The organism is Streptococcus parasanguinis (assembly GCF_000963275.1).
GTDB classification, from domain to species: Bacteria; Bacillota; Bacilli; order Lactobacillales; family Streptococcaceae; genus Streptococcus; species Streptococcus parasanguinis_B.
Map to the genome: position 1 here is coordinate 1,824,127 of NZ_JYOW01000001.1, position 22,875 is coordinate 1,847,001.

Consider the following 22,875-nt stretch of genomic DNA (forward strand, 5'->3'; position numbering starts at 1 on the left):
TTGTAAACCTATTTTTTAATAACCCCAAGCTGATAAACCTTGTGAGCTATATGCATTGTATGCAGCCTGGATTTGATCATCAACTGTTGCAGTTGAACCCCAACCTGGCATTGTTTGGAACAAGCCACTGGCACCAGAAGCATTTGCTGCATTTACTTGACCATTTGATTCACGGGCAATAATTGCTTCCCAAGTAGAAGCAGGTACACCAGTCATTTCAGCCATACGAGCAGCTGCATAAGATCCTTGTTCCCCAGCAGTATTCCCATTTGATAGAACAATTCCACCATTTGTTGATTGTGCAGAAGTCACTGCAGCATTTGCTGCATAAGTTGTTTGTTTTTGAGCAGTTTGTGCTGTTGCAGTTGCTGTAGGTGCACTTTCAGCAGGTTTTGCTTGCTCTTGTGGAGCAACTTTATCAATCATAGATTTAGAACGCTCACCTAACTCAATAATTTGTCCTGCATAGATCAAATCTTCATTAGTCAGATTGTTAGATGCAATAATATTTTCTACTGAAGTGTTATTTTCTAGTGCAATTTTTGATAGAGTATCTCCAGACTTCACTTCGTAAGTTTCAGCATTCACTGTAGCAATACCAGAAATGAAAAGTGATGCTGCTGAAAGTAGGGAAGTGACTGTCCATTGGAACTTTTTACTGTTCATGAATTCTATTCTCCTTTCGAACATAATTCTATCATACACACAAAATGTTACAGTTTATTGTAGAATATATTACAAATGTTACAAGAATATGTGAATTTAATGTAAAAAGCGCTTTGTATAGCGCTTTTTCCTTATTTTTGAACCAATACAACTAGCTCTATCCATTTTTTAGATAAAAAACTATCAACATGAGACACAGAATAACGAGCAATGCTAGGGTATCTTTTACCCCCCACTGCAGAGTCCGATAGCGTGTTCGTCCCTCACCGCCTTTGTACCCTCTCGCTTCCATCGCAATTGCTAATGCATCTGCGCGTTTAAAACTTGAGGCAAACAAAGGAATGAGGATTGGAATAAAGGAACGGATCCTTTTTAATAGATTTCCTTCACCAAAATCAACACCACGCGCCCTTTGCGCATTCATGATTCGATTCGTATCATCTACTAAGGTTGGAACAAAGCGCAAACTCATAGATAACATTAACCCAATCTCATGGGCCGGAACCTTAATAATTTTTAGTGGTGTGAGGATCTTTTCAACAGCATCTGCTAAACTCAATGGTGTCGTCGTCACGGTTAAAATCGTCGAATAAAAAATGATTAAAATAAATCTACAAAATATGATGGCGGCTTGCATCAATCCTTGGTCGGTTAATTTAAAAAACCACCATTGATACAAAATAGTTCCTTGAGAGGTCGCAAATAATTGAAAAATAGTTGTAAAAGCAATGATAAAAATCATTGATTTTAAGCCTTTAATATAAAAACTAACCGAAATCCTCGTTAGATACATTAAAACAAAAATAAAACCAAAGAGAAGAACATTTGTCTGGAGATTATTTGCCCAAAACAGAAGAAATATGAATAAAAACATTGAGAGCAACTTCCCACGAGGATCTAGTTGGTGGATAATGGAGTTTCCAGGAATATACCTTCCTAAAATCATATTATTCATGAAGTAACAGCTCCTTTAGTTCCTCAATTTTGATTGGTAGTCTGTCCAGAGGAAGTCCTCTTCGTTTCAATTGAAGCGCAAAATTCGTAATTTGAGGGACTCCTAATTGAAGTTTTTGTAAATACTCAACCTGTTGAAACACTTCCCTTGGGGATCCGTTTAGGACAAGTTTTCCCGCTTCTAAAGCAAATACGGTATCAGCAAAATTTGCTACATCATCCATCGTATGAGTTACCAGAACTAGGGTCATCCCATTTTTATGTAATGTCTCAAACAGCGCCATCAATTCCTTTCTTCCAGCAGGATCTAGCCCTGCTGTCGGCTCGTCCAATACTAAAATCTCTGGTTCGATAGCTAAAATACCCGCGATCGCAACCCGTCTCATCTGTCCACCAGATAGTTCAAATGGACTTTTATCATAGATAGACTCTTCTAAACCAACGATCGCTAATTTTTCTTTGGCTATTTCCTCCGCTTTATCCTTAGGTACCCCAAAATTTTGTGGTCCAAAGGCTACATCAGCTAGAACAGTTTCCGCAAATAGCTGACTTTCTGGAAATTGAAAAACCAAACCGACTTTTTTTCTCAGGTACTTCATTTCTTTTGGCTCAGAATGATTATCTAAAACAAAATCTTCAAATTGAATCGTTCCTTTAGTCGGACGCAGTAAACCATTTAGTAATTGCAACAAAGTAGACTTGCCACTACCAGTATGCCCGATAATGGCTGTATAAGATCCATCTTTTATTTCCAAACTAATATCAGAAAGCGCCTGCCCTTCAAAAGGACTTCCCTCTTGATAAGTATAATAGACATTCTTTAAAGAGATTCCCATAGTTGGTCTAATAACTCACTTTCTGTTAGATAGTCCTGCTTTAGCGGAAAATGCGAGCTGAGAGATTCTTGGACCTGCTTACTAAAAGGCTTATCTAATCCAATCTCATTGAGGTCATTTCTTGAAAACAATTCCCGCGGCGTCATAGAAGACTCTAGTTTTCCCTTTTGAAACACGAGTGTTCGATCACTTAAGGCAATTTCGGTTAAATCATGGGTAATGGAGATAATTGTTAATTGAAATTTTTTTTGAAGTTCTCTCATTACCGCCATTAGATCCTCTCTACCTTCTGGATCTAACATACTAGTTGCTTCATCAAGGATAATAATAGTTGGTCTCAAGGCGATAATACCTGCTATAGCCACCCGTTGCTTTTGACCACCTGACAAACGAGATGGTTCGCGATCTTTAAACTCCAGCATACCAACTTGCTCAATAGCCTTCTCCACACGTTGAAGCATTTCTTCCCGTGGAATTCCTTGATTTTCTAAACCAAAGGCAACATCATCTTCTACTGTCGCACCAACAAATTGGTTATCAGGATTCTGAAATACAATCCCAATTTTACTACGGATTTCCCATATAGTTTCACGAGTCAGTTGTTTTCCATCAACGTAAATCTCACCAGACTCAGCTTCCAAAAGACCATCAATCAGACGTACAACTGTAGATTTCCCACTACCATTGTGTCCAACAATTGAAAGCCACTCTCCTTGTTTCACGTGAAACGAAACCGTGTCAATTTGATACTCTTCTACTGTTTTATCGTATCGAAAGGATACATTTTTTAGCTCAATCATCTGTTTCATTTATTTAAATGTGTCTTTAAAGAGATAGCTACTTCCCTTAAAGTAGTCGTAACCAGAATAAATTGTGAAAATCAATGCAATATAAAGCAACACTTGCCCTGGAAGAGTCCAATGGCAAAGCAAAAAGATAATGGCAAACATTTGGCTAAAGGTTTTAATTTTTCCAGGCATAGCTGCAGCAAGAACTGTACCACCTGTCTCAACAAGTAGAAGACGCAAACCAGTAACAGCTAACTCACGACAAATGATAACGGCTGCAATCCAAGCAGGAACCATTTTTAATTCAATCATCATGATAAAGGCTGACATGACCAATAATTTATCTGCCATCGGATCGGCAAATTTACCAAAATTACTAACTACATTCCATTTTCGTGCAAGAAAGCCATCTAAATAATCTGTAATACTAGCAATCGCAAAAATAACTGCCGCTACAATATGTCCTAAGTAAGAATGACTTAAACTTAAAATAGCAATAAAAATAGGAATCATCACAACCCGAATTAATGTCAATGCATTAGGAATATTTTCTTTTTTCATACTTCCTCCAAAAAATATACTATCTTTACATCTATTTTACAGATGCTGTAAACTCATAAAAATATACGATATAAATCACAAAACCAAGAATGGCAAAACTAACTAGTAGATAATACAGGATTGGTAACCCGCTCGCTTTCTGTCTTAATTTTCTTGAATGAAGCTCTTCGTCATCTACAAGTATTTCTTCATCAAATAACAATTCTTTTCCTTCGCGAAAAGCTGTCAATAGGATGGACTCATCTAATCCCAAAGCCCACGCTAACTTTTTAAGATAGATCTGAGCGTAAAAGGGACTCGGTAATAGATCAAACTCATCGTTTTCCAACGCTTCTATATAAGGAATTTCAATGGCTGTCTTATTTGACACATCCTGTAAACTTAAGTGTAAATTTACTCTTGACAGTCTTAACACTTGACCAATCGTTCTCTTCTTCATGTTTTCCCTTCTTGATACATTGTTTACTACTTTTGAAAAATCATATAGTCAACCATCTCAGCCTGGTCGATGAACTGACGCCCTAATTTGATGATATCTTGTAAACTAATACCTTGTAAAATCTTTGGAAGATCATAAGAAGTGCTACCGTCTGAAAAATATTCAAACTGAGTGGCACTATACTCAAGCGAATTTAAACCTTGTAAGAAATCACCAAACATTTCGCTTTTAATCGTATCCAAATGTTCCTGATTGACATCTGGATCCTTTTCAAATTGTTTGATCGCTGACCTAAATTGATGAGATAAGGACACCGGTTCTTGAGTATCCATTGTCAAAATAACGAAATGAAATAATTCCTCAACCTCGACTTCAAGTGTCAATGAGTTGTCAATCTTCCCAGCTTCATATAAACTTTGAAACCGTTGCGAAGTCCAACCAAACATCATCGAAAACAGTAATTTCAACATCAATTTATAACGAAATTTTTCCTCTTCCTTAATGATATCATTTCCTCGAATTCCAATTGCCAACTTAGGAGTAGCAACTTCCATTCTACAAGATTGATTCAATCTTACTTCATTTTTTTCTACAGGAAAACGTTCTAACTCCACAGAAGGACGAGGAGAAGTCAGATCATATTTCTTTACTACTTGCAATACTTCATCAACATCAAAGTTTCCGATCACTAATAAATGCATTTGAGAGGGATGATAGAATAGATCAAAGTTTTCACGGAGATTATCTATTGTAATGTCAGAAATAGACTCCCTAGTTCCAGCAATATCATCTGCTAACGGTGTTCCAGGATATAAATTTTCTAAAGCACCAAAAAATAATCGATAGTCTGGACTATCTTGGTACATTCCAATTTCTTGTTGAATGATTTCTCTTTCCTTAGATACAGATTTTTCTGTAAAGGAAACATTTGAAACCATCTCCAATAACAATTGAATATTTTCAGGGACTTTTGAAGTTGTTGAGAAAAGATAACTTGTCTTTGTAAAGCTTGTAAAGGCATTACTTTCCGATCCTAAATGAACGAATTTTTTTAAATAATCTTGACCATTTTCATCTTCAAACACTTTGTGTTCTAGAAAATGTGCAATTCCTGCAGGATATTGCCTTTCATCACCATTCACTAGAATTCGTGTATCCACTGAGCCAAACTTAGTTGTGATTATTCCATAGGTTTCATAATAATCTTCTTTGGGAATTAAATGAATAGTCAACCCATTTGACAAGCGTGTAAAGTAAACTTGCTCACCAACCGATTCATAATATTTTTCTTTAATTTTCAATCTTTACACTACTTTCCTTCCATAAAATAAACAGACTGTAAATTAATTGTTTTTGCTACTTCAATAATTTCTTCTCTACTAACCTTATCGATAGATTCTAACCACTCTTCTAGAGAAAGAACTTTCGTTCCTAGGATCGTTTTCAAATATTCCCTTTCAATCAAGGTATTTTGCCGATCCTGTGCTAATAAGGTCGTATTCACCAACATTTCTTTTGTCAATTGAAGCTCTGACTCTTTAAACTTGCCTCTTTTTAAATCATTCAACTGTCTCATAATCAAGGTCATTACTTTGGTACGAGATTCCTTATCAATGCCTGCAAAAACTCTCATGAAGCCTGTAAAAATATCAAAATGGCTTGAGATAGTATAAGCAAGGCCTTCTTTCTCACGTATTATTTGAAAAAGTCTCGAATGCGAGAAAGCTCCCAGCATCCCATTTAATACAACTAGAGGGATATGGAGAGATTCTCCATACTGGGTAGAAAAATGATAACCTAATTCTAAAATAGATTGTTGGTTTTGTTTTTGCTCTAACTTTTCTCTTACAACATTTGTAAAAGGTTGTTGATAGGTGACAGACAAATTGTTATCACGTGGCTTGAATTCAAACTGGTTCACTCGATCCACAATAGCGACCTCATTAAAGTCACCTATGAAAAAGAAGTCAATGTTATCTAATTGGAGCATCTGATGAAACTGTTCAAGAGAACTTTGAGCTGTTTCTTGTCTCACTAAATCAACTTTCCCCAATCTTGACATCCCGATTGTTTCGTCTTCAAAAAATAGTTGATTCAATTGCCCATGTGCATAATAATAAGGCTCTTCAATTTCTGACTCCAAATCGGAAATCGTATTTTTTTTTTCAACGTCAAATGTATCACTGTCAAAGTGATCTTCTACTACCAAAGGTGAAAAGAAGATAGTTTCTATAATGTCTAAAACCTCATCAGTAAGAACATTTTTCTTGCTCAAAAAGTCATCGCGCACAAAGGAAATATTCAAATCAACATAATGAACACGACCCCTCTTAGAGACTGAGGTTGACAATTCTACCCCGTATAGACTCGCTAATTTTTCACGGAATAATTGTGAAGTTGGATATTTTTGATTTGCAGTTTCCATCATACAGGCTACTAAAACACGCGCAGCCACGGTATTTTCATCTAATGGCGATGAAAAACGGACCTTAATTTTATTGGTTTTAAATTTTTTTGATTGAAGAAAGTGAAGATTCACGCCCTTTACTAATTCCATTTTCATCCTCGTTCTACTCAATAGTAACTTTCATTATAACACGAAATCACACTAAAATCCTAATTCAAACTGTGAAAAAGCTCCTCAAATCACTCAACATTCTCTACCCTAGAAAAACTAAAAATATGGTATAATAACACGCAAAGAGGTGAACTATGAATTACAAATTATTTGATGACTTTATTACATTACAAGCAATCTTAAAAGAACTCGGTATTATACAGAGTGGTGGTGCAATCAAAGCCTTTCTTCAAGAAAAAGAAGTCTTTGTTAATGGTGAATTAGAACAACGGAGAGGCCGTAAACTTCGTGTCAATGATCAAATTGACATTCCTGAACTGAGCATGACTATCACCATTCTTGAACCTTCTCAAGAAGAAATAGAAGAGCATCTTAAAGAGAAGGAAGAAAAGGAACGTGTTGCTAAACTTGTCAAGCAACTCAATCAACAACAAAAGAAACAACCGACAAAGACTAACAAAAAAGAAAAAGCAATTCGCTTTCCTGGTATCTCCTAATGTGGTTAAAACACTTATCCATTCAACATTTTCGTAATTATCAAGAACTTGAAGTCGAGTTTCATCCTGGATTAAATATTTTCCTAGGTCAAAATGCTCAAGGAAAGACCAATATTCTCGAATCAATTTATTTTCTAGCTTTAACCAGAAGTCATCGAACACGAAATGATAGAGATCTCATCTATTTTGAATCCACAGATTTCAAAGTTTCTGGTCAATTACAAAGAGAAACTGGTCCCCTTCCATTAGAAATTTCCTTGACACCAAAAGGTCGGATAACTAAGGTAAATCATTTGAAACAAGCCAAATTATCGAACTATATTGGCCATATGAATGTTGTCCTTTTCGCACCCGAAGATTTGCAACTGATCAAAGGATCACCTGCAGGGCGTCGAAAGTTTATTGACATTGAATTAGGTCAGATGAAACCTCTCTACTTATCTGACTTATCTCAATACAACCATGTACTGAAACAAAGAAATAGTTATCTAAAAAATTCGGAAAAAATTGATGCTACATTTTTGGAGGTCTTAGATTCACAACTAGCTAGTTTTGGAAGTCGCGTCATCCATCATCGGCTTGAGTTTATTAAAAAATTAGAAGCTAAAGCAAAAGAAAAACATACTCGACTTTCTGACAACAAAGAAAACCTATCAATTCAATATCAGTCAACTGCTTTTTCTGAAGAAGGAAATGATATAGAAGAGCAGTTTCTCTCTATGTTGGAAAAAAACCGTCAGAAGGATATTTTTAGGAAAACAACAAGTATTGGGCCTCACAGGGATGATTTGGCATTTTTTATCAATAATATGAATGCTACCTTTGGTAGTCAAGGCCAGCATCGAAGTGTTGTTCTCTCTCTAAAATTAGCAGAAATTGAATTAATGGAAGAAATCACAAGAGAAAAGCCGATTTTACTACTTGACGATGTCATGAGCGAACTTGACAATTATCGTCAACTTCAACTACTTGAAACCATCTCTAATAATATTCAAACATTTATTACAACGACCACTCTCGATCATTTAAAAGAACTACCTGAAGAGTTGAAAATTTTCACTGTTCAAGCCGGTCATATCAAAACAGCATCTTAACAATACTGTCAAGATGCTGTTATTTTTGTTTACAAATGTGTAAATTTATTGTGCCGAGTAGTTAGGAGCCTCGTTTGTAATTTGCACATCATGAGGATGACTTTCTTTCAATCCTGCGCCACTCATTTCAACAAATTGTGCATGATCATGTAAATCTTGAATGGTTGCTGCACCAACATAACCCATACCTGAACGAATACCACCGATCATTTGGAAGACCATATCTGCTACAGAACCTTTATAAGCAACGCGTCCTTCAATTCCTTCAGGAACCAATTTATTGGCTTCATTGACAGATCCTTGGAAGTAACGGTCGCTAGAACCTTTCTTCATTGCTGCAATAGATCCCATACCACGGTATGTTTTAAATTTACGACCTTGGAAGATTTCTGTTTCACCTGGTGCTTCATCTGTACCTGCAAGCATTGAGCCAAGCATAACCGCATTTCCACCAGCTGCGAGTGCTTTGACAATATCTCCTGAATACTTGATACCACCATCAGCAATGATCGTTTTTCCATATTCACGAGCTACAGCGGCTGCATCATAAATAGCAGTAACTTGAGGGACACCAACCCCTGCAACAACACGAGTTGTACAGATTGATCCTGGACCAATTCCAACCTTAACTACGTCTACCCCTGCATCAAATAAAGCACGCGCACCTTCAGCTGTTGCAATATTTCCTGCAATCAAGGTACGATCTGGGAAGTGAGCACGAATTTCTGCGATCTTACGAAGAACACCTGCAGAATGTCCATGAGCAGTATCGATGACAATAGCATCTGCACCAGCTTCAAAAAGAGCTTCTGCACGTTCAAAAGTATCTGAAGTAACCCCTACGGCACCAGCCACAAGCAAACGACCAAATTCATCCTTAGCCGCATTTGGAAACTCAATAACTTTTTCAATATCTTTGATTGTAATCAAGCCAGAAAGACGACCATTTTCATCTATCAATGGTAATTTTTCAATACGGTGCTCTTGTAGAATACGTTCAGCTGTTTCTAAATCGGTTCCAACCGGTGCAGTCACCAAGTTTTCACTTGTCATATGATTTGAAATGGGTTGATTGTAATCAGAAATAAAGCGCAAGTCACGATTGGTAAGAATACCAACTAATTTACGATTTTCAAGTGTTTCAACAACTGGAACACCACTGATGCGGTATCGTCCCATCAACTCATTTGCTTCTGCAATTGTATGAGAAGGTGTCAAATAGAATGGATCAATAATAACCCCATTTTCAGAACGTTTTACTTTGCGTACTTCATCTGCCTGTTGCTCAATTGACATGTTTTTATGGATCACACCAAGTCCACCAGCACGTGCCATTGCAATTGCCATTTGACTTTCTGTCACTGTATCCATTGCGGCAGTAATGATTGGGATGTTCAAGCGTAAATTACTTGCTAATTGTGTACTTAAATCTGCATCATTAGGCAATACGTGACTTTCTGCTGGAATCAAAAGCACGTCATCGAATGTAAACCCTTTTTTTAAAAACTTTGTGTCCCAATTAGACATTAGCTGGATCCTCTTTTCTTTTTATTTGAGCAAGGCTCGAATTTTTATTGTTAATATCATACCATTCTATCGTAATTTGTCAATCATTTATTGGTAAATTATCAATGAACAGTAAAGAAATGTTCGCTATTACTGAAGTCGTTTTATTTTTTAAAATAGGTAATTCCCATCGCAGATTTTACTTCATCCAGTGTTTGAGCTGCTACATTTCGAGCGCGCTCACTTCCTTTTTCAAGAACAGAGTAAACTTCCCCCATATCCTTTGCAAACTCAAGGCGTCTTTCACGAATTGGTCTTAATTCACGATCTAAAATTTCTAAAAGATATCGTTTGGTCTTTACATCACCAAGTCCACCACGTTGATACTGTTCTTTCATTTCTGCAATTTCAGTTGCATCTTCTGGACGGCCAAATACATCCAGGTAATGAAATACCATATTTCCTTCGATTTTTCCTGGATCCTCTACTTTAATATGATCCGGATCAGTATACATACTCATCACTTTTTTCTTTAAAGTATCTGCATCATCAGCTAGGTAAATTCCATTATTCAACGATTTAGACATTTTAGCATTTCCATCTAAACCAGGTAAGCGCCCTGCTGCTTCATTTTCAGGATAAATCCCTTCTGGTTCGACCAAAGCATCTGTGTTGTAAGCATGGTTAAAGGAACGAACAATCTCACGAGTTTGTTCAATCATTGGTTTTTGGTCGTTTCCTACTGGAACAAAATTTGCTTTAAATGCTGTAATATCAGCTGCTTGTGAAATAGGGTATACCAAAAATCCTGTTGGAATACTCTCACCAAAACCTTTTTGAGAAATCTCAGTTTTTACAGTTGGGTTTCTTTCAAGTCGTGCCAAAGATACCAGATTCATATAATACATAGTCAATTCTGCCAATTCAGGAATCTGACTTTGAATGAAAATCGTAACCTTTTCAGGATCCAATCCTGCAGCAAGATAATCTAAAGCAACATTTCCAATAGATTCTACAATCGTTTTTGGATCTTTTGCATGGTCTGTCAAAGCTTGCTGGTCTGCTAGAAAAACAAACATATTATACTCGTCTTTATTTTGTAGCAAGACGCGATTTTTTAAAGAACCTACATAGTGGCCAATATGGAGTTTTCCTGTCGGTCTATCTCCTGTCAAAATGATGGGTTTTGTCATACTCTTCTCCTTAATCGTTATACCTATCATTATAGCACTTTCTAGTTGAAAATGTTAGTCTATCCTCTATGTTTGTAAGCAATTAACACTTTACTAAACTGTCAATTTAGTTTACATAGTTGTAAAAATAAATTGACAGTAAAAAAGTTGAATTTTCCCCTATTTTCTAGTAAAATGAAGACATTATAGAAAGAGGAGAAAATCATTGCTTACAGTATCAGACGTCTCACTACGTTTTAGTGATCGAAAATTGTTTGACGATGTCAATATTAACTTTACAGAAGGAAATACATACGGTCTCATTGGTGCCAACGGTGCTGGAAAATCAACCTTTTTAAAAATTTTAGCTGGAGATATTGAACCAACAACTGGTCATATTTCTCTCGGTCCTGATGAACGTTTGTCCGTTTTGCGTCAAAATCACTTTGACTATGAAGACGAGCGGGTCATCGATGTTGTCATTATGGGAAATGAGAAGCTCTACAACATTATGAAAGAGAAAGATGCTATCTACATGAAAGAAGATTTCTCTGATGAAGATGGTGTCCGTGCAGCTGAACTTGAAGGTGAATTTGCCGAACTTGGTGGATGGGAAGCAGAAAGTGAAGCATCTCAATTGCTTCAACATCTAAATATTTCAGAAGACCTTCATTATCAAACTATGAGCGAGTTAGCCAATGGGGATAAAGTGAAAGTTCTCTTAGCTAAAGCCCTTTTTGGTAAACCAGATGTCCTTCTTTTGGACGAGCCGACCAATGGATTGGATATTCAATCCATTACCTGGTTAGAAGATTTTCTGATTGATTTTGAAAATACGGTTATCGTTGTATCCCACGACCGCCACTTTTTGAACAAAGTCTGCACCCATATGGCGGATCTCGACTTTGGAAAAATTAAACTTTACGTCGGGAACTATGATTTCTGGAAAGAATCTTCTGAACTTGCAGCAAAATTACAAGCAGATAGAAATGCAAAAGCTGAAGAAAAAATTAAACAATTACAAGAGTTTGTCGCACGTTTCTCAGCCAACGCTTCAAAATCAAAACAAGCAACTTCGCGTAAAAAAATGCTTGACAAGATTGAACTTGAAGAAATTGTTCCATCTAGTCGGAAGTACCCATTTATCAACTTTAAGGCAGAACGAGAAATTGGTAACGATCTCTTGACAGTTGAAAATCTTTCTGTCAAGATTGATGGAGAAACCATCCTTGACAATATCAGCTTTATCTTACGTCCTGGTGACAAAACCGCCCTTATCGGACAGAACGATATTCAAACAACCGCTTTAATCCGTGCCTTGATGGATGATATTGAATATGATGGAACTGTCAAGTGGGGTGTTACAACTAGTCGATCATATCTACCAAAAGACAACAGTCGTGATTTTGCAGGTGGTGAAAGTATTCTTGATTGGCTTCGTCAATTTGCAAGTAAAGAAGAAGATGACAATACTTTCCTTCGTGGTTTCTTAGGACGTATGCTCTTTTCGGGTGACGAAGTTAACAAGTCTGTCAACGTCTTGTCAGGGGGAGAAAAAGTTCGTGTCATGTTGTCTAAATTGATGCTCCTCAAGTCAAATGTTCTTGTACTGGATGATCCAACCAATCACTTGGATTTGGAGTCTATCTCAAGTTTGAATGATGGATTGAAGAATTTTAAAGAATCGATTATCTTTGCCAGCCATGACCACGAATTCATTCAAACACTCGCCAACCATATTATCGTTCTTTCAAAAAACGGCGTAATCGATCGTATTGATGAAACCTATGATGAGTTTCTTGAAAATGAAGAAGTTCAAGCAAAAGTGAAAGAACTTTGGAGCCAATCATAAAAATAAAGAGCCCTGAAATCATTATTTCAGGCTCTTTCAGTAGAAATATATGAATAAAACAAAGCTAAAAACATCCCTTTTTATAGTATCTTCTTTCCTGATTCCAGCTATCATGATGTTCTTTATTTACCTCTCACAAGGAATCTACTGGAACAGTGATACATCCCCCTTATTAGGAGATGGTTATCATCAGTATGTCATTTTTGATACCACACTTCGAAATATTTTACACGGGACAGATAGCCTATTTTACAGTTTTCAAAGTGGATTAGGTATTAATTTCTATGCACTCAGTAGCTATTATCTAGGAAGTTTCTTTTCTCCTCTTGTCTACTTCTTTAATGCACAATCCATGCCGGATGCTGTTTACCTCATCACTCTTCTTAAATTTGGAGCTATTGGGTTAAGCACTTATATTAGTTTACATGGAATGTTTTCTAAAATTCCTAGATCCCTGGTTCTTACCCTTTCAACCTCATTTGCTCTTATGAGTTTTGCTATCAGCCAAATTGAAATCAAAACTTGGCTAGATGTTTTTATCCTAGCACCATTAATTCTTTATGGATTCAAAAAACTCATTTACAATGAGGGAGAGATTCTCTACTTTATCAGCTTAACCAGCTTGTTTATCCAAAATTATTATTTTGGGTTTATGATGTCTATTTTTCTTATTTTATGGTACTTGACACAACTGTCATGGGACATCAAAAGAATTGGAAAACGCTTCTTTCATTTTGTGATTGTATCTCTTTTATCAGTTATAACAAGCCTTGTGATGTTATATCCAACCTTCTTAGATTTACGCACTCATGGAGAAAGTTTTTCAAAGGTTGACAGTATCTTTACAGAAAAAAGTTGGTATCTTGACGTATTTGCAAAAAATTTCATTGGAAGTTTTGACACTACTAAATATGGATCAATTCCAATGATCTACGTGGGATTGTTTCCACTTCTATTAGCGATCACCTTTTTCTTTGTAAAGTCGATCAAGTTTCACGTGAAACTTTCTTACTTTATACTCTTGACCATTCTTATTTTGAGTTTTCGTTTTCAATTATTAGATCTCCTTTGGCAAGGTATGCACGCGCCAAATATGTTTCTTCATCGATACTCTTGGATCTTTTCTTTGACGATTATTCTGATGGCAGGAGAAGTACTAAATCGAATAGAGGAGATCACTTGGATTCGTTTTAGTCTTGCTAATTTCCTCCTTATTCTAGGATTTGGAGCAACTGTCCTTTACAGCAGTCACTATAAATTTTTAGATGCTGTCAATTTTATTGTTACTTTTGAATTTTTAATTGCTTTCTATTTGGTCTGTTTAGGATTTATCCTAAAAAAGATACCGCCTAGACTTTTCTATCTTTCGATCCTTTTTTTCTCCATTTTTGAATTATCGGTAAATAGTTATTATCAAATGGAAGGAATTGCGAATGAATGGATCTTTGCTTCTCGGTCATCCTACGAACGCGACTTAAAAGCCATCCAATCCTTAGTAAGAGAGAAGACAGACTCAAATTATCGGACTGAGATTCTACATCCACAAACGGGCAATGATAGCATGAAGTATGGTTATAATGGAATTTCTCAATTTTCATCTGTACGAAATACGGATGCTAGCTCGACATTGGACAAACTAGGATTTAAATCTGAAGGAACTAACCTCAATCTTCGATACCAAAACAATTCTATTTTAATGGATAGTCTATTTGGTGTTCGCTATAATTTAAGCCAACAACCTGTTCAAAAATTTGGATTTAAAGAGATTGCAACCAAAAATGGAGTCTCACTTTCAGAAAACGAATATGCCTTACCAATCGCCTTTCTGTCAGCAAAACCTTATAAAAATACTTCCTTTACGAATTTGACACTGGATAATCAGACACGATTCATCCATCAAATCACAGATGAAAAATATAAATTTTATAAGAAATTAAATATTCTCTCGCCTACTTCACAAAATACTACATCTTCGTTGCAAACTGCAAAAATTGAAGAAGATAGTCATCTATCCTACGCAAGTATTCAATATGAAGTAACGGTTCCTGCCCATAGCCAACTATATGTCAATGTTCCAAATTTACAATTTTCAAACGATGATCGGAAAGATATTGAAATCAGCTACAATGGACAGACCCAACGCTATACCATTGATAATGCCTTTCCATTCTTTTCGATTGGCCATTTTGACACAGAGGAAACAGTTACTATTCGTTTGAGTTTTCCAGAAAATTCGACAGTCTCCTTTGATACACCAGAATTTTTTGCTCTGGATCTTGACCAATACACACAAGCTATCGCTAGCATTCGTCAGCAAGAAGTTGCTATTCACAAAAAGAAAAACAAATTGGTAGCAGCCTATAACGCAAATAGAGACACTACCCTTATTTTTACACTCCCTTATGATAAAGGCTGGTCAGCTAAACAAAATGGAAAGCCTATCCAAATTCATCGCATCCAGAAAGGATTGATGGGAGTTCGTGTTTCAAAAGGATCCGGAACAGTCACCTTAACATTTGTTCCCCAAGGCTTCATTGAAGGACTCATTGCCTTTTTCGTTGGAATCATTCTCTTTTTCCTCTACGAATGGAGACAAATAAAAAGACGAAAAAGCTAAGGAATCTAACCATCGTTCACTTATAAATAAAAGGCTAGGATAGTCATTATCCTAGCCTTTTTCAAAACAAAAACACACCCAAATGGGTGCTATACTAGCTCCGCCAGTAGGACTCGAACCTACGACATCATGATTAACAGTCATGCGCTACTACCAACTGAGCTATGGCGGAATGAGATATAGTCCGTACGGGATTCGAACCCGTGTTACCGCCGTGAAAAGGCGGTGTCTTAACCCCTTGACCAACGGACCATATATTCATTAACAGAACATATCCCATTATATCAAAATTTAACTAATTGTCAAGCACTAAATTCTAAATTTTGCTCTTCAATTAATTTTTTGGCACGTTTGATATTGCTTCTTGAGATTGGACAAGAATACCCTTCTTTCAACAGCAGCTGTTTCTTTTTCTTATCCATTCCAATGATCATACTTCTATTCACGATAAAAGATTGATGGGGACTGAAATATCTCTCCTCCACATCTTTCTCCAAGACATCTGATAAACTTCCCGCAATTTCTTTTTGAAAATTTTTCCCAACTAAGTTTAATTTATAAGCCGAACCAACAGTTTCAATATAGAGAATATCCTTAAATGGAATTTTTATCTTTTTATCCTTAAAGTCATACTCAAAATAATCTGTCAAATCATCATTTCCAATTTGAATAGTTGTTAGGTACTCAATACACTCCTTGATTTTTAATCTAAATAAATCTTCATTCAAATTTTTATCAATAAAATCTAAGGCAGATACTTTATAACGATAGGTAATCGAAGCGAATTCTGATTTTGTAGTAATAAAAACAATAATGGCATAAGGATTTGCTTCTCGTATTTTTTGAGCAATTTCCAGCCCACAATACTCATTGTCTTGGATATGAATATCTAGAAAATATAATTGGTGGATATCCGAATGTTGGATATAATTTTCAAATTCCGAAATTTTACCGGTAGAAATCACTTCAAGTTTAATTTCTAATTCCTTAGCAATTTCTGCAATATGTTTTTCTACCCGTATCTGTTGAGAGAGCTCATCTTCTAATAAAAAAATCTTCATTCTTGTTCGTATCCTCCAATCTTCAAAACTTGTAAAAAACGATTTCCTTGCAATTCCGTTTCTAAAAACATCGTTCCATAATTTGCTAAGATTTTTCTCACATTATTTAATCCTAGTCCTCTATTTTCTCCTTTTGTCGAATAGCCTTCTTCATATATTTTTCTAATATCAAAAGTGATTTCATTTGTTGTATTATGAATCACTAAGTAAACAATTTTTGAAATAGAGAAAATAGCAATATGAACTTTCTTTTCTTCTGCTTCTTTTGAAGCTTCCAAAGCGTTTGTCACTAGAATCCCAACGATTCTCACGATATCCAATAAATCAACTGGTAGTTGCTCGATTGGTTCACTCGTTTCAAAGGTCATTTCTACCCCAGCATCTCTTGCATCCAACCAACCTCGAATCAAAATACTTCGTAAAGCAGAATCTTTGATATTGACCAAGTTGAATCCTGATAATGCTTCTGTATTGATCTCTTTATAACCTTTTTCCAATACTTCTCTATGGATTCTCTGTATTTCTGGAATATTTTCTTCCTCAATAGCTAATGACATAGAAATAACTAAATTTCCCAAATCATGACGAAATCCCCTAACAATAGAATAGAGACTTTGAATTTCAGCCATATACCGACTCATTTGTTGCTCAGAAAATTCTTTATACTCCAGTTCTAAATTTTTACGATACTGATCTCGCTCGATTTTCATATGGAATAAGCTGACTACAAAAGAGAAAAAACAAATCGTTGCCAACATACTCCCAAAATTTTTAAATTGCGCTTGTTCACTAATCCATAAAGCAAAATTAATCACTACAAATATAGCAAAATAGACACAGATGAGTTTCTTTAAATATTTTTCAAATTCTTGCTCATAAAAAGGAGTGAAATCAAATTCAAATAAGTCAATTAACTTCAAAATGATTCCTAAAGAAAACAAACGAATACACATATTGTAGACAATCAAGTAAGCTGCTACAACAGCATCTCCCAACACTGAAGAGACAATTATCGTCATAAAAGTTGCTGTTCCTTCAACCGCTAAATAAGTAAAAAAAGAATAAAAAATGGCGCACAAGCGATTCGTCCGATTGGCATAATGATAATAAGGATATAAATAAACCGGCCATAAGAGCATATTTAAATCAGAAAGTCGAATATTTGAAAATAAAGTCACATCTAAAAATACTAAGAGACTTTCAAAAAGAAGAACAAAGGTGCTCAGCAGAAAGATAAATGCAAATTGATGTTCCTGATAGATTTTTTCGTCCACTAATGCAAACGTCAGAACAATGATCCCTCCCAAGAGAAAAGACAAGATTAATGACTGAATCACACAAATTCTCCCACTTTGTTTTTTCTATTTTATTATACTTTAGTATTATTATAAAAAAATAAAATTTTATATACAAAAAATTATAATATAAAATAGCCTAAAATTAAAGGGAATAGGTAAAATTGTAATGTTTTTAATGTTTTTGTTACATGAATGAAAACTATTTTACACAATTTATATAATCTACACTTTGCACTATATAGGGATTATTGGTTCTTTTTTAAAATATGCCTAATAAATCATTCCATTACTATTTGTCTATAGTGAAGTATACAAAAATTAATAAACAATGAAAATTTATACATTTTTACATAAAAGAAAAGATGCAGCAAAAGCTGCATCTTTCATTTGATCCCAGCAGGATTCGAACCTGCGACCGTTCGCTTAGAAGGCGAATGCTCTATCCAGCTGAGCTATGAGACCGAACTTACTTCATTTTAGCAGAAAAAGGAAGGAGCGTCAAGGTTATTTATGGTAAGGACTCCCTTGTTGAATCATGAAAGCACGATAGATTTGTTCCACCAACACTAATTTCATCAACTGATGAGGAAGAGTTAATTGACCAAAGCTCATTAATAGATTTCCTCTTTTTTTCACTTCAAGAGACAGACCAAGACTGCCTCCAATAACAAAAGTAAGGTTTGAATAACCAGATGTCATAATCTGGTCAATCGTTTGACTAAATTTCTCTGAAGGAAATTGTTTTCCTTCGATGGCTAATACAATCACATATTCCTTATCTGAAATCTTAGAGAGAATTCGTTCCCCCTCTTTTTCAAGGATTTGTTGATTTTCGAGTTGACTGGCACGATCTGGAGTTTTTTCATCAACTAACTCAACCTGTTCTACTTTTGCAAATCGACCAAGCCTTTTAATATACTCCGCGATCCCATCTTTTAAGTATTTTTCTTTTAATTTTCCAACGGTTATCAATTTAATTTTCATTCCCCTATTGTAGCATAATTCTTCAATTCCACAAATAATCCACAGCTATAGAAAGGAAATCTATTCTATAAAGTCCTTTTTAAAGCCATTTCTCAACTAAATTCTACAACTTATCCACAATTTGTGGATAACTTTAGTTATTTAAGATATAATTAAGAAAGTTTTTCTATACTTTAGACAATTTGATATCCTTAGGAGGAAAATATGAAATCTTCATCTAATTTACTGAAAAAACTTGGAAACATAACCCTTATTTTCGTTGTAGGTTTTCTAGGTGGGATTCTTGGAACCTTTTTAACCTTACAAACCTCTCATTCTTCTACTTCAAATACTGAAAGTAAGCAAGTACACTCAACCACTGTTAAAACAGCTTATAAAAATACAACCTCAACTAGTGAGGCCGTAGATAAGGTGAAAAATGCTGTAGTTTCTGTGATTACTTATTCTGATTCTTCGAATCAAGGGTTATTTGAAAAAGAAGAAAACTCTGATTCACAAATTTCTAGTGAAGGTTCTGGGGTCATTTATAAAAAAGAAGGAAAATATGCCTACCTTGTTACCAACACCCATGTAATCAATGGTGCTAAAAAAGTAGATATTCTTTTAGCAGATGGGAATAAAGTCCCCGGAGAAGTAGTTGGGTCAGATGTCTATTCTGATATTGCAGTCGTTCGCATTAGTGCGGATAAAGCAAAGGCAGTAGCTGAATTCGGAGATTCAAACCAATTAACGGTCGGTGAGACTGCAATTGCAATTGGTAGCCCTCTTGGAACAGATTATGCTAATTCTGTTACCCAAGGGATTATTTCCAGCCAAGGCCGCAATGTGAAATTGAAAGCCGATAATGGACAAAATATCTCTACACGCGCCTTACAAACAGACGCAGCCATCAACCCAGGAAACTCTGGAGGTCCATTAATCAATATTCAAGGACAAGTCATCGGGATTACCTCAAGTAAAATTTCAAATAACGGACAAACTTCAGTAGAAGGAATGGGATTTGCAATTCCTGCAAATGATGTTGTCAATATTATCAAGCAACTAGAAGAAAAAGGAAAAGTAGTTCGACCAGCTCTTGGAATCCAAATGATGGATTTATCCAACCTTTCAACTTCTGATTTAAGCCAATTAAAACTTCCTGAAAAAATCTCTGGAGGAGTACTGGTTCGTTCAACACTTGAAAATATGCCTGCTTCAGATAAATTGCAACGTTATGATGTCATCACAAAGATCGATGATACAGATATCGAGTCAACGGCAGATTTACAATCCGCCCTCTATTCTCACCAAATCAATGATACGATCAAGGTCACATTCTATCGTGATGGAAAACAACAAACAACTTCTATCAAGTTGACAAAATCAACTGAGGATCTGAGCGATTAACGTTCACTTTCTTGACATACTTGTAAACACACCTTTACGAATTTGTAAAGGTGTGTTATTCTATTTATAAGATGGAAAAATTAGAAAAAATAGCGGTAAAGGACATTCGAACCAATCCTTTCCAACCAAGAAAAGTATTTGATCAAGAAAAATTAGAAGAACTGGCTCAGTCAATCAAAGAAAATGGCTTAATTCAACCCATTATTGTCAGAAAATCTCCAATAATTGGTTTTGAATTGCTTGCAGGTGAAAGACGTTTTAGAGCTTCAAAAATTGCTGGATTAGAGCTTGTTCCTGCGATTATTAAAGAGTTAACGGATCAAGAAATGATGCGACAAGCCATTATTGAAAATCTTCAACGAGAAGATCTCAATCCAATTGAAGAAGCTATCTCCTACCAGAAGCTCGTTGATCATGGCTATAAGCACGACCAAATCGCTCAATTTATGGGGAAATCTAGACCCTATATCAGCAATATGCTTCGCTTGTTACATCTAGCTCCCTCTGTTCAAGAAGCAGTCATTCAAAATGATATTTCTTCGGCTCACGCGCGTGTTCTTGTTCCTCTTGATGAAGAAGAGCAGCACTTTTGGTTGGAGCGAATCAAACAGGATCATTTAAATGTTCGAACATTAGAAAACAAGATTAGTTCAAAAAGAAAACAGAAAAAACAAAAAGCAAAAGAGAGCTTCCTACTAGAAGAGGAACAACGATTGAAAAAAATATTAGGAACAGATGTGACGATACACTCCTCTTCTCAAAATAAAGGAACTATCCAAATTTCTTTTTCCAGTCTTGATGAATACCAACGAATTATCAACAGCCTTAAATAAGGCTGTTATTTTTATTTTTTATATTGACAAGCTTTTCCACCATAAAAATCTTTTGTAAATAGCAGAAAAATAAGGATATTCTCTAGTTATCCCCACTTTGTGGATAACTTTTAAAAACAATGTGAATTTAAATCCACAACTTGTGGAAAAGTTTAAAACTATAATTTAATTTCATGAAATTTAGCCTGTGGAAAACTATTTTTGTTTGTGGTAGAATAGGAGTACGTATGATTTGATACAATTCAAGAAAAGGAGGGAAGTCTGATAGTGTCACAAGAAGAGCAATTTTGGTCTCGTTTTTTAGAATTAGCCCAATTACAACTAAAAGATAGTGCCTATGATTTTTTTGTCGCCGATTCAAAATTAGTCAAAATCGATGGAGAAACGGCTACCATTTATCTTGATGGAAATTATAAAGAATTATTTTGGGAAACAAATCTAAAAAATGCTTTGATCACAGCCAGCTTTGAAGTCTACAATACAGATTTGAAGTTCCATTTCGTTTTTGAAGATACCGAAGAAATTCCTAGTAGTCATAGCGGTGAGAATAGGAGATTATCTTCAGGTAGCTTAACAACCGAACCGTTACCTAAAATTGATACAGGTCTGAAATCAAAGTACACCTTTGATAATTTTGTGCAAGGGGATGGAAATATTTGGGCGAAAGCAGCAGCGCTTGCAGTTTCTGAAAATCTTGCAACAACTTACAACCCTCTCTTTATCTATGGTGGACCAGGGCTTGGAAAGACTCACCTATTGAACGCAATTGGAAATCAAATCCTAGAAAATATTCCAAATGCACGGGTTAAGTATGTTCCAGCAGAAACCTTTATTAATGAATTTTTAGAACACCTTCGATTAGGAGAAATGAAGACGTTCAAGAATACCTATCGAAGTCTTGATCTCTTACTGATCGATGATATCCAGTCACTCGGCGGGAAAAAAGTCACAACTCAAGAGGAATTCTTTAATACCTTTAATGCCCTCCATAGCGACAACAAACAGATTGTTCTAACAAGCGATCGAAGTCCGGATCATTTAGATAGTCTTGAAGAGCGACTGGTTACTCGTTTCAAATGGGGACTAACGCAAAATATAACACCACCTGATTTTGAAACTCGGATTGCCATCTTACGGAATAAAATTGAAGATCTAGACTATATTTTTCCTAATGACACACTGGAATATCTAGCAGGTCAGTTTGATTCAAATGTCCGAGACTTAGAAGGTGCCTTAAATGATATTTCTTTAATGGCGAAGGTTAAGAAACTAAAAGAAATTACGATCGATGTTGCAGCTGAAGCTATTCGAGCTCGTAAAAACGATAATAGCAAGACGCTTGTCATCCCCATTGAAAAAATTCAGGAAGCAGTTGGAGCCTTTTATGGAGTCAGTGTAAAAGAAATCAAAGGTTCTCGAAGAGTTCAGAATATTGTCCTAGCACGACAAGTGGCCATGTATCTTTCAAGAGAGATGACAGACAACTCACTTCCTCGAATCGGAAAAGAATTCGGTGGAAAAGACCACACGACCGTCATTCATGCTTATGAAAAAATTAAAAGTATGGTCGACACAGATGATAATCTACGACTCGAAATTCAAAGTATCAAGAAAAAGTTAAATTAATCTGTGGATAACTTCCTCTTAACTTCTAGGGGTTATGCACATTTTTTAAACAAGTAACTTTTTAAGTCATAGATAGGATTCAGAGAGTTTTCCACAACTTCCACACAACCTACTATTACTATTAACT

The 22,875-nt window shown here is 35.6% G+C and carries 20 protein-coding genes and 3 tRNA genes; 7 read left to right on the forward strand and 16 right to left on the reverse strand.

Annotated elements, in window-relative coordinates:
- Positions 1-15: 15 nt before the first annotated feature.
- From TZ97_RS08565 to yfmF, 8 genes are all read right to left on the reverse strand, one after another.
- Positions 16-666 carry a LysM peptidoglycan-binding domain-containing protein gene (locus tag TZ97_RS08565; RefSeq protein ID WP_003002250.1) on the reverse strand — a complete coding sequence of 217 codons (651 nt, stop codon included), beginning with the start codon at positions 664-666 and terminating at the stop codon, positions 16-18.
- Positions 667-823: 157 nt separating this feature from the next.
- Complete coding sequence (locus TZ97_RS08570) at positions 824-1,621, reverse strand: energy-coupling factor transporter transmembrane component T family protein (RefSeq protein ID WP_045760058.1); 798 nt, start codon at positions 1,619-1,621, stop codon at positions 824-826.
- Complete coding sequence (locus TZ97_RS08575) at positions 1,614-2,456, reverse strand: energy-coupling factor transporter ATPase (protein WP_021154152.1); 843 nt, start codon at positions 2,454-2,456, stop codon at positions 1,614-1,616. Before TZ97_RS08575 ends, TZ97_RS08570 begins: the two co-directional genes overlap by 8 nt.
- Positions 2,441-3,265 (reverse strand): energy-coupling factor ABC transporter ATP-binding protein, encoded by an 825-nt coding sequence (locus TZ97_RS08580; protein WP_003010767.1) that lies wholly within the window; start codon positions 3,263-3,265, stop codon positions 2,441-2,443. Before TZ97_RS08580 ends, TZ97_RS08575 begins: the two co-directional genes overlap by 16 nt.
- On the reverse strand, positions 3,266-3,805 hold the full coding sequence (gene pgsA / locus TZ97_RS08585; RefSeq protein WP_003009208.1) for a CDP-diacylglycerol--glycerol-3-phosphate 3-phosphatidyltransferase: 540 nt from the start codon (positions 3,803-3,805) through the stop codon (positions 3,266-3,268).
- 31 nt (positions 3,806-3,836) lie between these two features.
- Complete coding sequence (locus TZ97_RS08590; protein ID WP_045760059.1) at positions 3,837-4,244, reverse strand: helix-turn-helix domain-containing protein; 408 nt, start codon at positions 4,242-4,244, stop codon at positions 3,837-3,839.
- A 26-nt stretch (positions 4,245-4,270) separates the two neighbouring features.
- Entirely contained in the window at positions 4,271-5,545 is a 1,275-nt protein-coding gene (gene yfmH, locus TZ97_RS08595) for an EF-P 5-aminopentanol modification-associated protein YfmH (RefSeq protein WP_045760060.1), read from the reverse strand.
- Between the two features lie 8 nt (positions 5,546-5,553).
- Positions 5,554-6,801, reverse strand: a complete 1,248-nt coding sequence (gene yfmF / locus TZ97_RS08600) for an EF-P 5-aminopentanol modification-associated protein YfmF (protein ID WP_045760061.1) — start codon at positions 6,799-6,801, stop codon at positions 5,554-5,556.
- 155 nt (positions 6,802-6,956) lie between these two features.
- On the opposite strand from yfmF, the gene yaaA reads away from it, so the two are divergent.
- Both yaaA and recF read left to right on the forward strand, forming a co-directional pair.
- On the forward strand, positions 6,957-7,319 hold the full coding sequence (yaaA, locus tag TZ97_RS08605; RefSeq protein ID WP_024054765.1) for a S4 domain-containing protein YaaA: 363 nt from the start codon (positions 6,957-6,959) through the stop codon (positions 7,317-7,319).
- Positions 7,319-8,413 (forward strand): DNA replication/repair protein RecF, encoded by a 1,095-nt coding sequence (gene recF, locus TZ97_RS08610; protein ID WP_031574793.1) that lies wholly within the window; start codon positions 7,319-7,321, stop codon positions 8,411-8,413. Before yaaA ends, recF begins: the two co-directional genes overlap by 1 nt.
- A gap of 45 nt (positions 8,414-8,458) precedes the next feature.
- Here recF and guaB read toward each other — a convergent pair whose 3' ends face one another.
- Positions 8,459-9,940 (reverse strand): IMP dehydrogenase, encoded by a 1,482-nt coding sequence (gene guaB, locus TZ97_RS08615; RefSeq protein ID WP_031574797.1) that lies wholly within the window; start codon positions 9,938-9,940, stop codon positions 8,459-8,461.
- A 143-nt stretch (positions 9,941-10,083) separates the two neighbouring features.
- A complete protein-coding gene (trpS, locus tag TZ97_RS08620; RefSeq protein ID WP_045760062.1) occupies positions 10,084-11,112 on the reverse strand; it encodes a tryptophan--tRNA ligase in 1,029 nt (342 codons plus the stop codon).
- A 205-nt stretch (positions 11,113-11,317) separates the two neighbouring features.
- Between trpS and TZ97_RS08625 the strand changes: the two genes are divergently transcribed.
- Both TZ97_RS08625 and TZ97_RS08630 read left to right on the forward strand, forming a co-directional pair.
- Positions 11,318-12,943, forward strand: a complete 1,626-nt coding sequence (locus TZ97_RS08625; protein WP_045760063.1) for an ATP-binding cassette domain-containing protein — start codon at positions 11,318-11,320, stop codon at positions 12,941-12,943.
- Between the two features lie 49 nt (positions 12,944-12,992).
- Positions 12,993-15,560: a YfhO family protein gene (locus tag TZ97_RS08630; protein ID WP_045760064.1), complete on the forward strand. Its 2,568-nt coding sequence runs from the start codon at positions 12,993-12,995 to the stop codon at positions 15,558-15,560.
- A gap of 98 nt (positions 15,561-15,658) precedes the next feature.
- On the opposite strand, the gene TZ97_RS08635 is transcribed toward TZ97_RS08630, so the two are convergent.
- The 6 genes from TZ97_RS08635 to rlmH all read right to left on the reverse strand — a co-directional run bounded on the left by TZ97_RS08635 (position 15,659) and on the right by rlmH (position 18,903).
- A tRNA-Asn gene (locus tag TZ97_RS08635) sits at positions 15,659-15,732 on the reverse strand.
- Positions 15,733-15,740: 8 nt separating this feature from the next.
- Positions 15,741-15,812 (reverse strand) — tRNA-Glu (locus tag TZ97_RS08640).
- A gap of 50 nt (positions 15,813-15,862) precedes the next feature.
- Positions 15,863-16,621 carry a response regulator transcription factor gene (locus tag TZ97_RS08645; RefSeq protein ID WP_003009229.1) on the reverse strand — a complete coding sequence of 253 codons (759 nt, stop codon included), beginning with the start codon at positions 16,619-16,621 and terminating at the stop codon, positions 15,863-15,865.
- Positions 16,618-17,958: a sensor histidine kinase gene (locus TZ97_RS08650; RefSeq protein WP_045760065.1), complete on the reverse strand. Its 1,341-nt coding sequence runs from the start codon at positions 17,956-17,958 to the stop codon at positions 16,618-16,620. The genes TZ97_RS08645 and TZ97_RS08650 overlap by 4 nt, the downstream gene beginning before the upstream one ends.
- A gap of 349 nt (positions 17,959-18,307) precedes the next feature.
- Positions 18,308-18,381 (reverse strand) — tRNA-Arg (locus TZ97_RS08655).
- A 42-nt stretch (positions 18,382-18,423) separates the two neighbouring features.
- Positions 18,424-18,903, reverse strand: a complete 480-nt coding sequence (rlmH, locus tag TZ97_RS08660) for a 23S rRNA (pseudouridine(1915)-N(3))-methyltransferase RlmH (protein ID WP_045760066.1) — start codon at positions 18,901-18,903, stop codon at positions 18,424-18,426.
- Positions 18,904-19,107: 204 nt separating this feature from the next.
- Between rlmH and TZ97_RS08665 the strand changes: the two genes are divergently transcribed.
- The 3 genes from TZ97_RS08665 to dnaA all read left to right on the forward strand — a co-directional run bounded on the left by TZ97_RS08665 (position 19,108) and on the right by dnaA (position 22,748).
- Positions 19,108-20,289 carry a S1C family serine protease gene (locus TZ97_RS08665; RefSeq protein WP_045760067.1) on the forward strand — a complete coding sequence of 394 codons (1,182 nt, stop codon included), beginning with the start codon at positions 19,108-19,110 and terminating at the stop codon, positions 20,287-20,289.
- Positions 20,290-20,360: 71 nt separating this feature from the next.
- Positions 20,361-21,122, forward strand: coding sequence for a ParB/RepB/Spo0J family partition protein (locus tag TZ97_RS08670; protein WP_045760068.1), 762 nt, complete (start codon positions 20,361-20,363; stop codon positions 21,120-21,122).
- A gap of 267 nt (positions 21,123-21,389) precedes the next feature.
- Entirely contained in the window at positions 21,390-22,748 is a 1,359-nt protein-coding gene (dnaA, locus tag TZ97_RS08675; protein ID WP_031574821.1) for a chromosomal replication initiator protein DnaA, read from the forward strand.
- Positions 22,749-22,875: the final 127 nt, after the last annotated feature.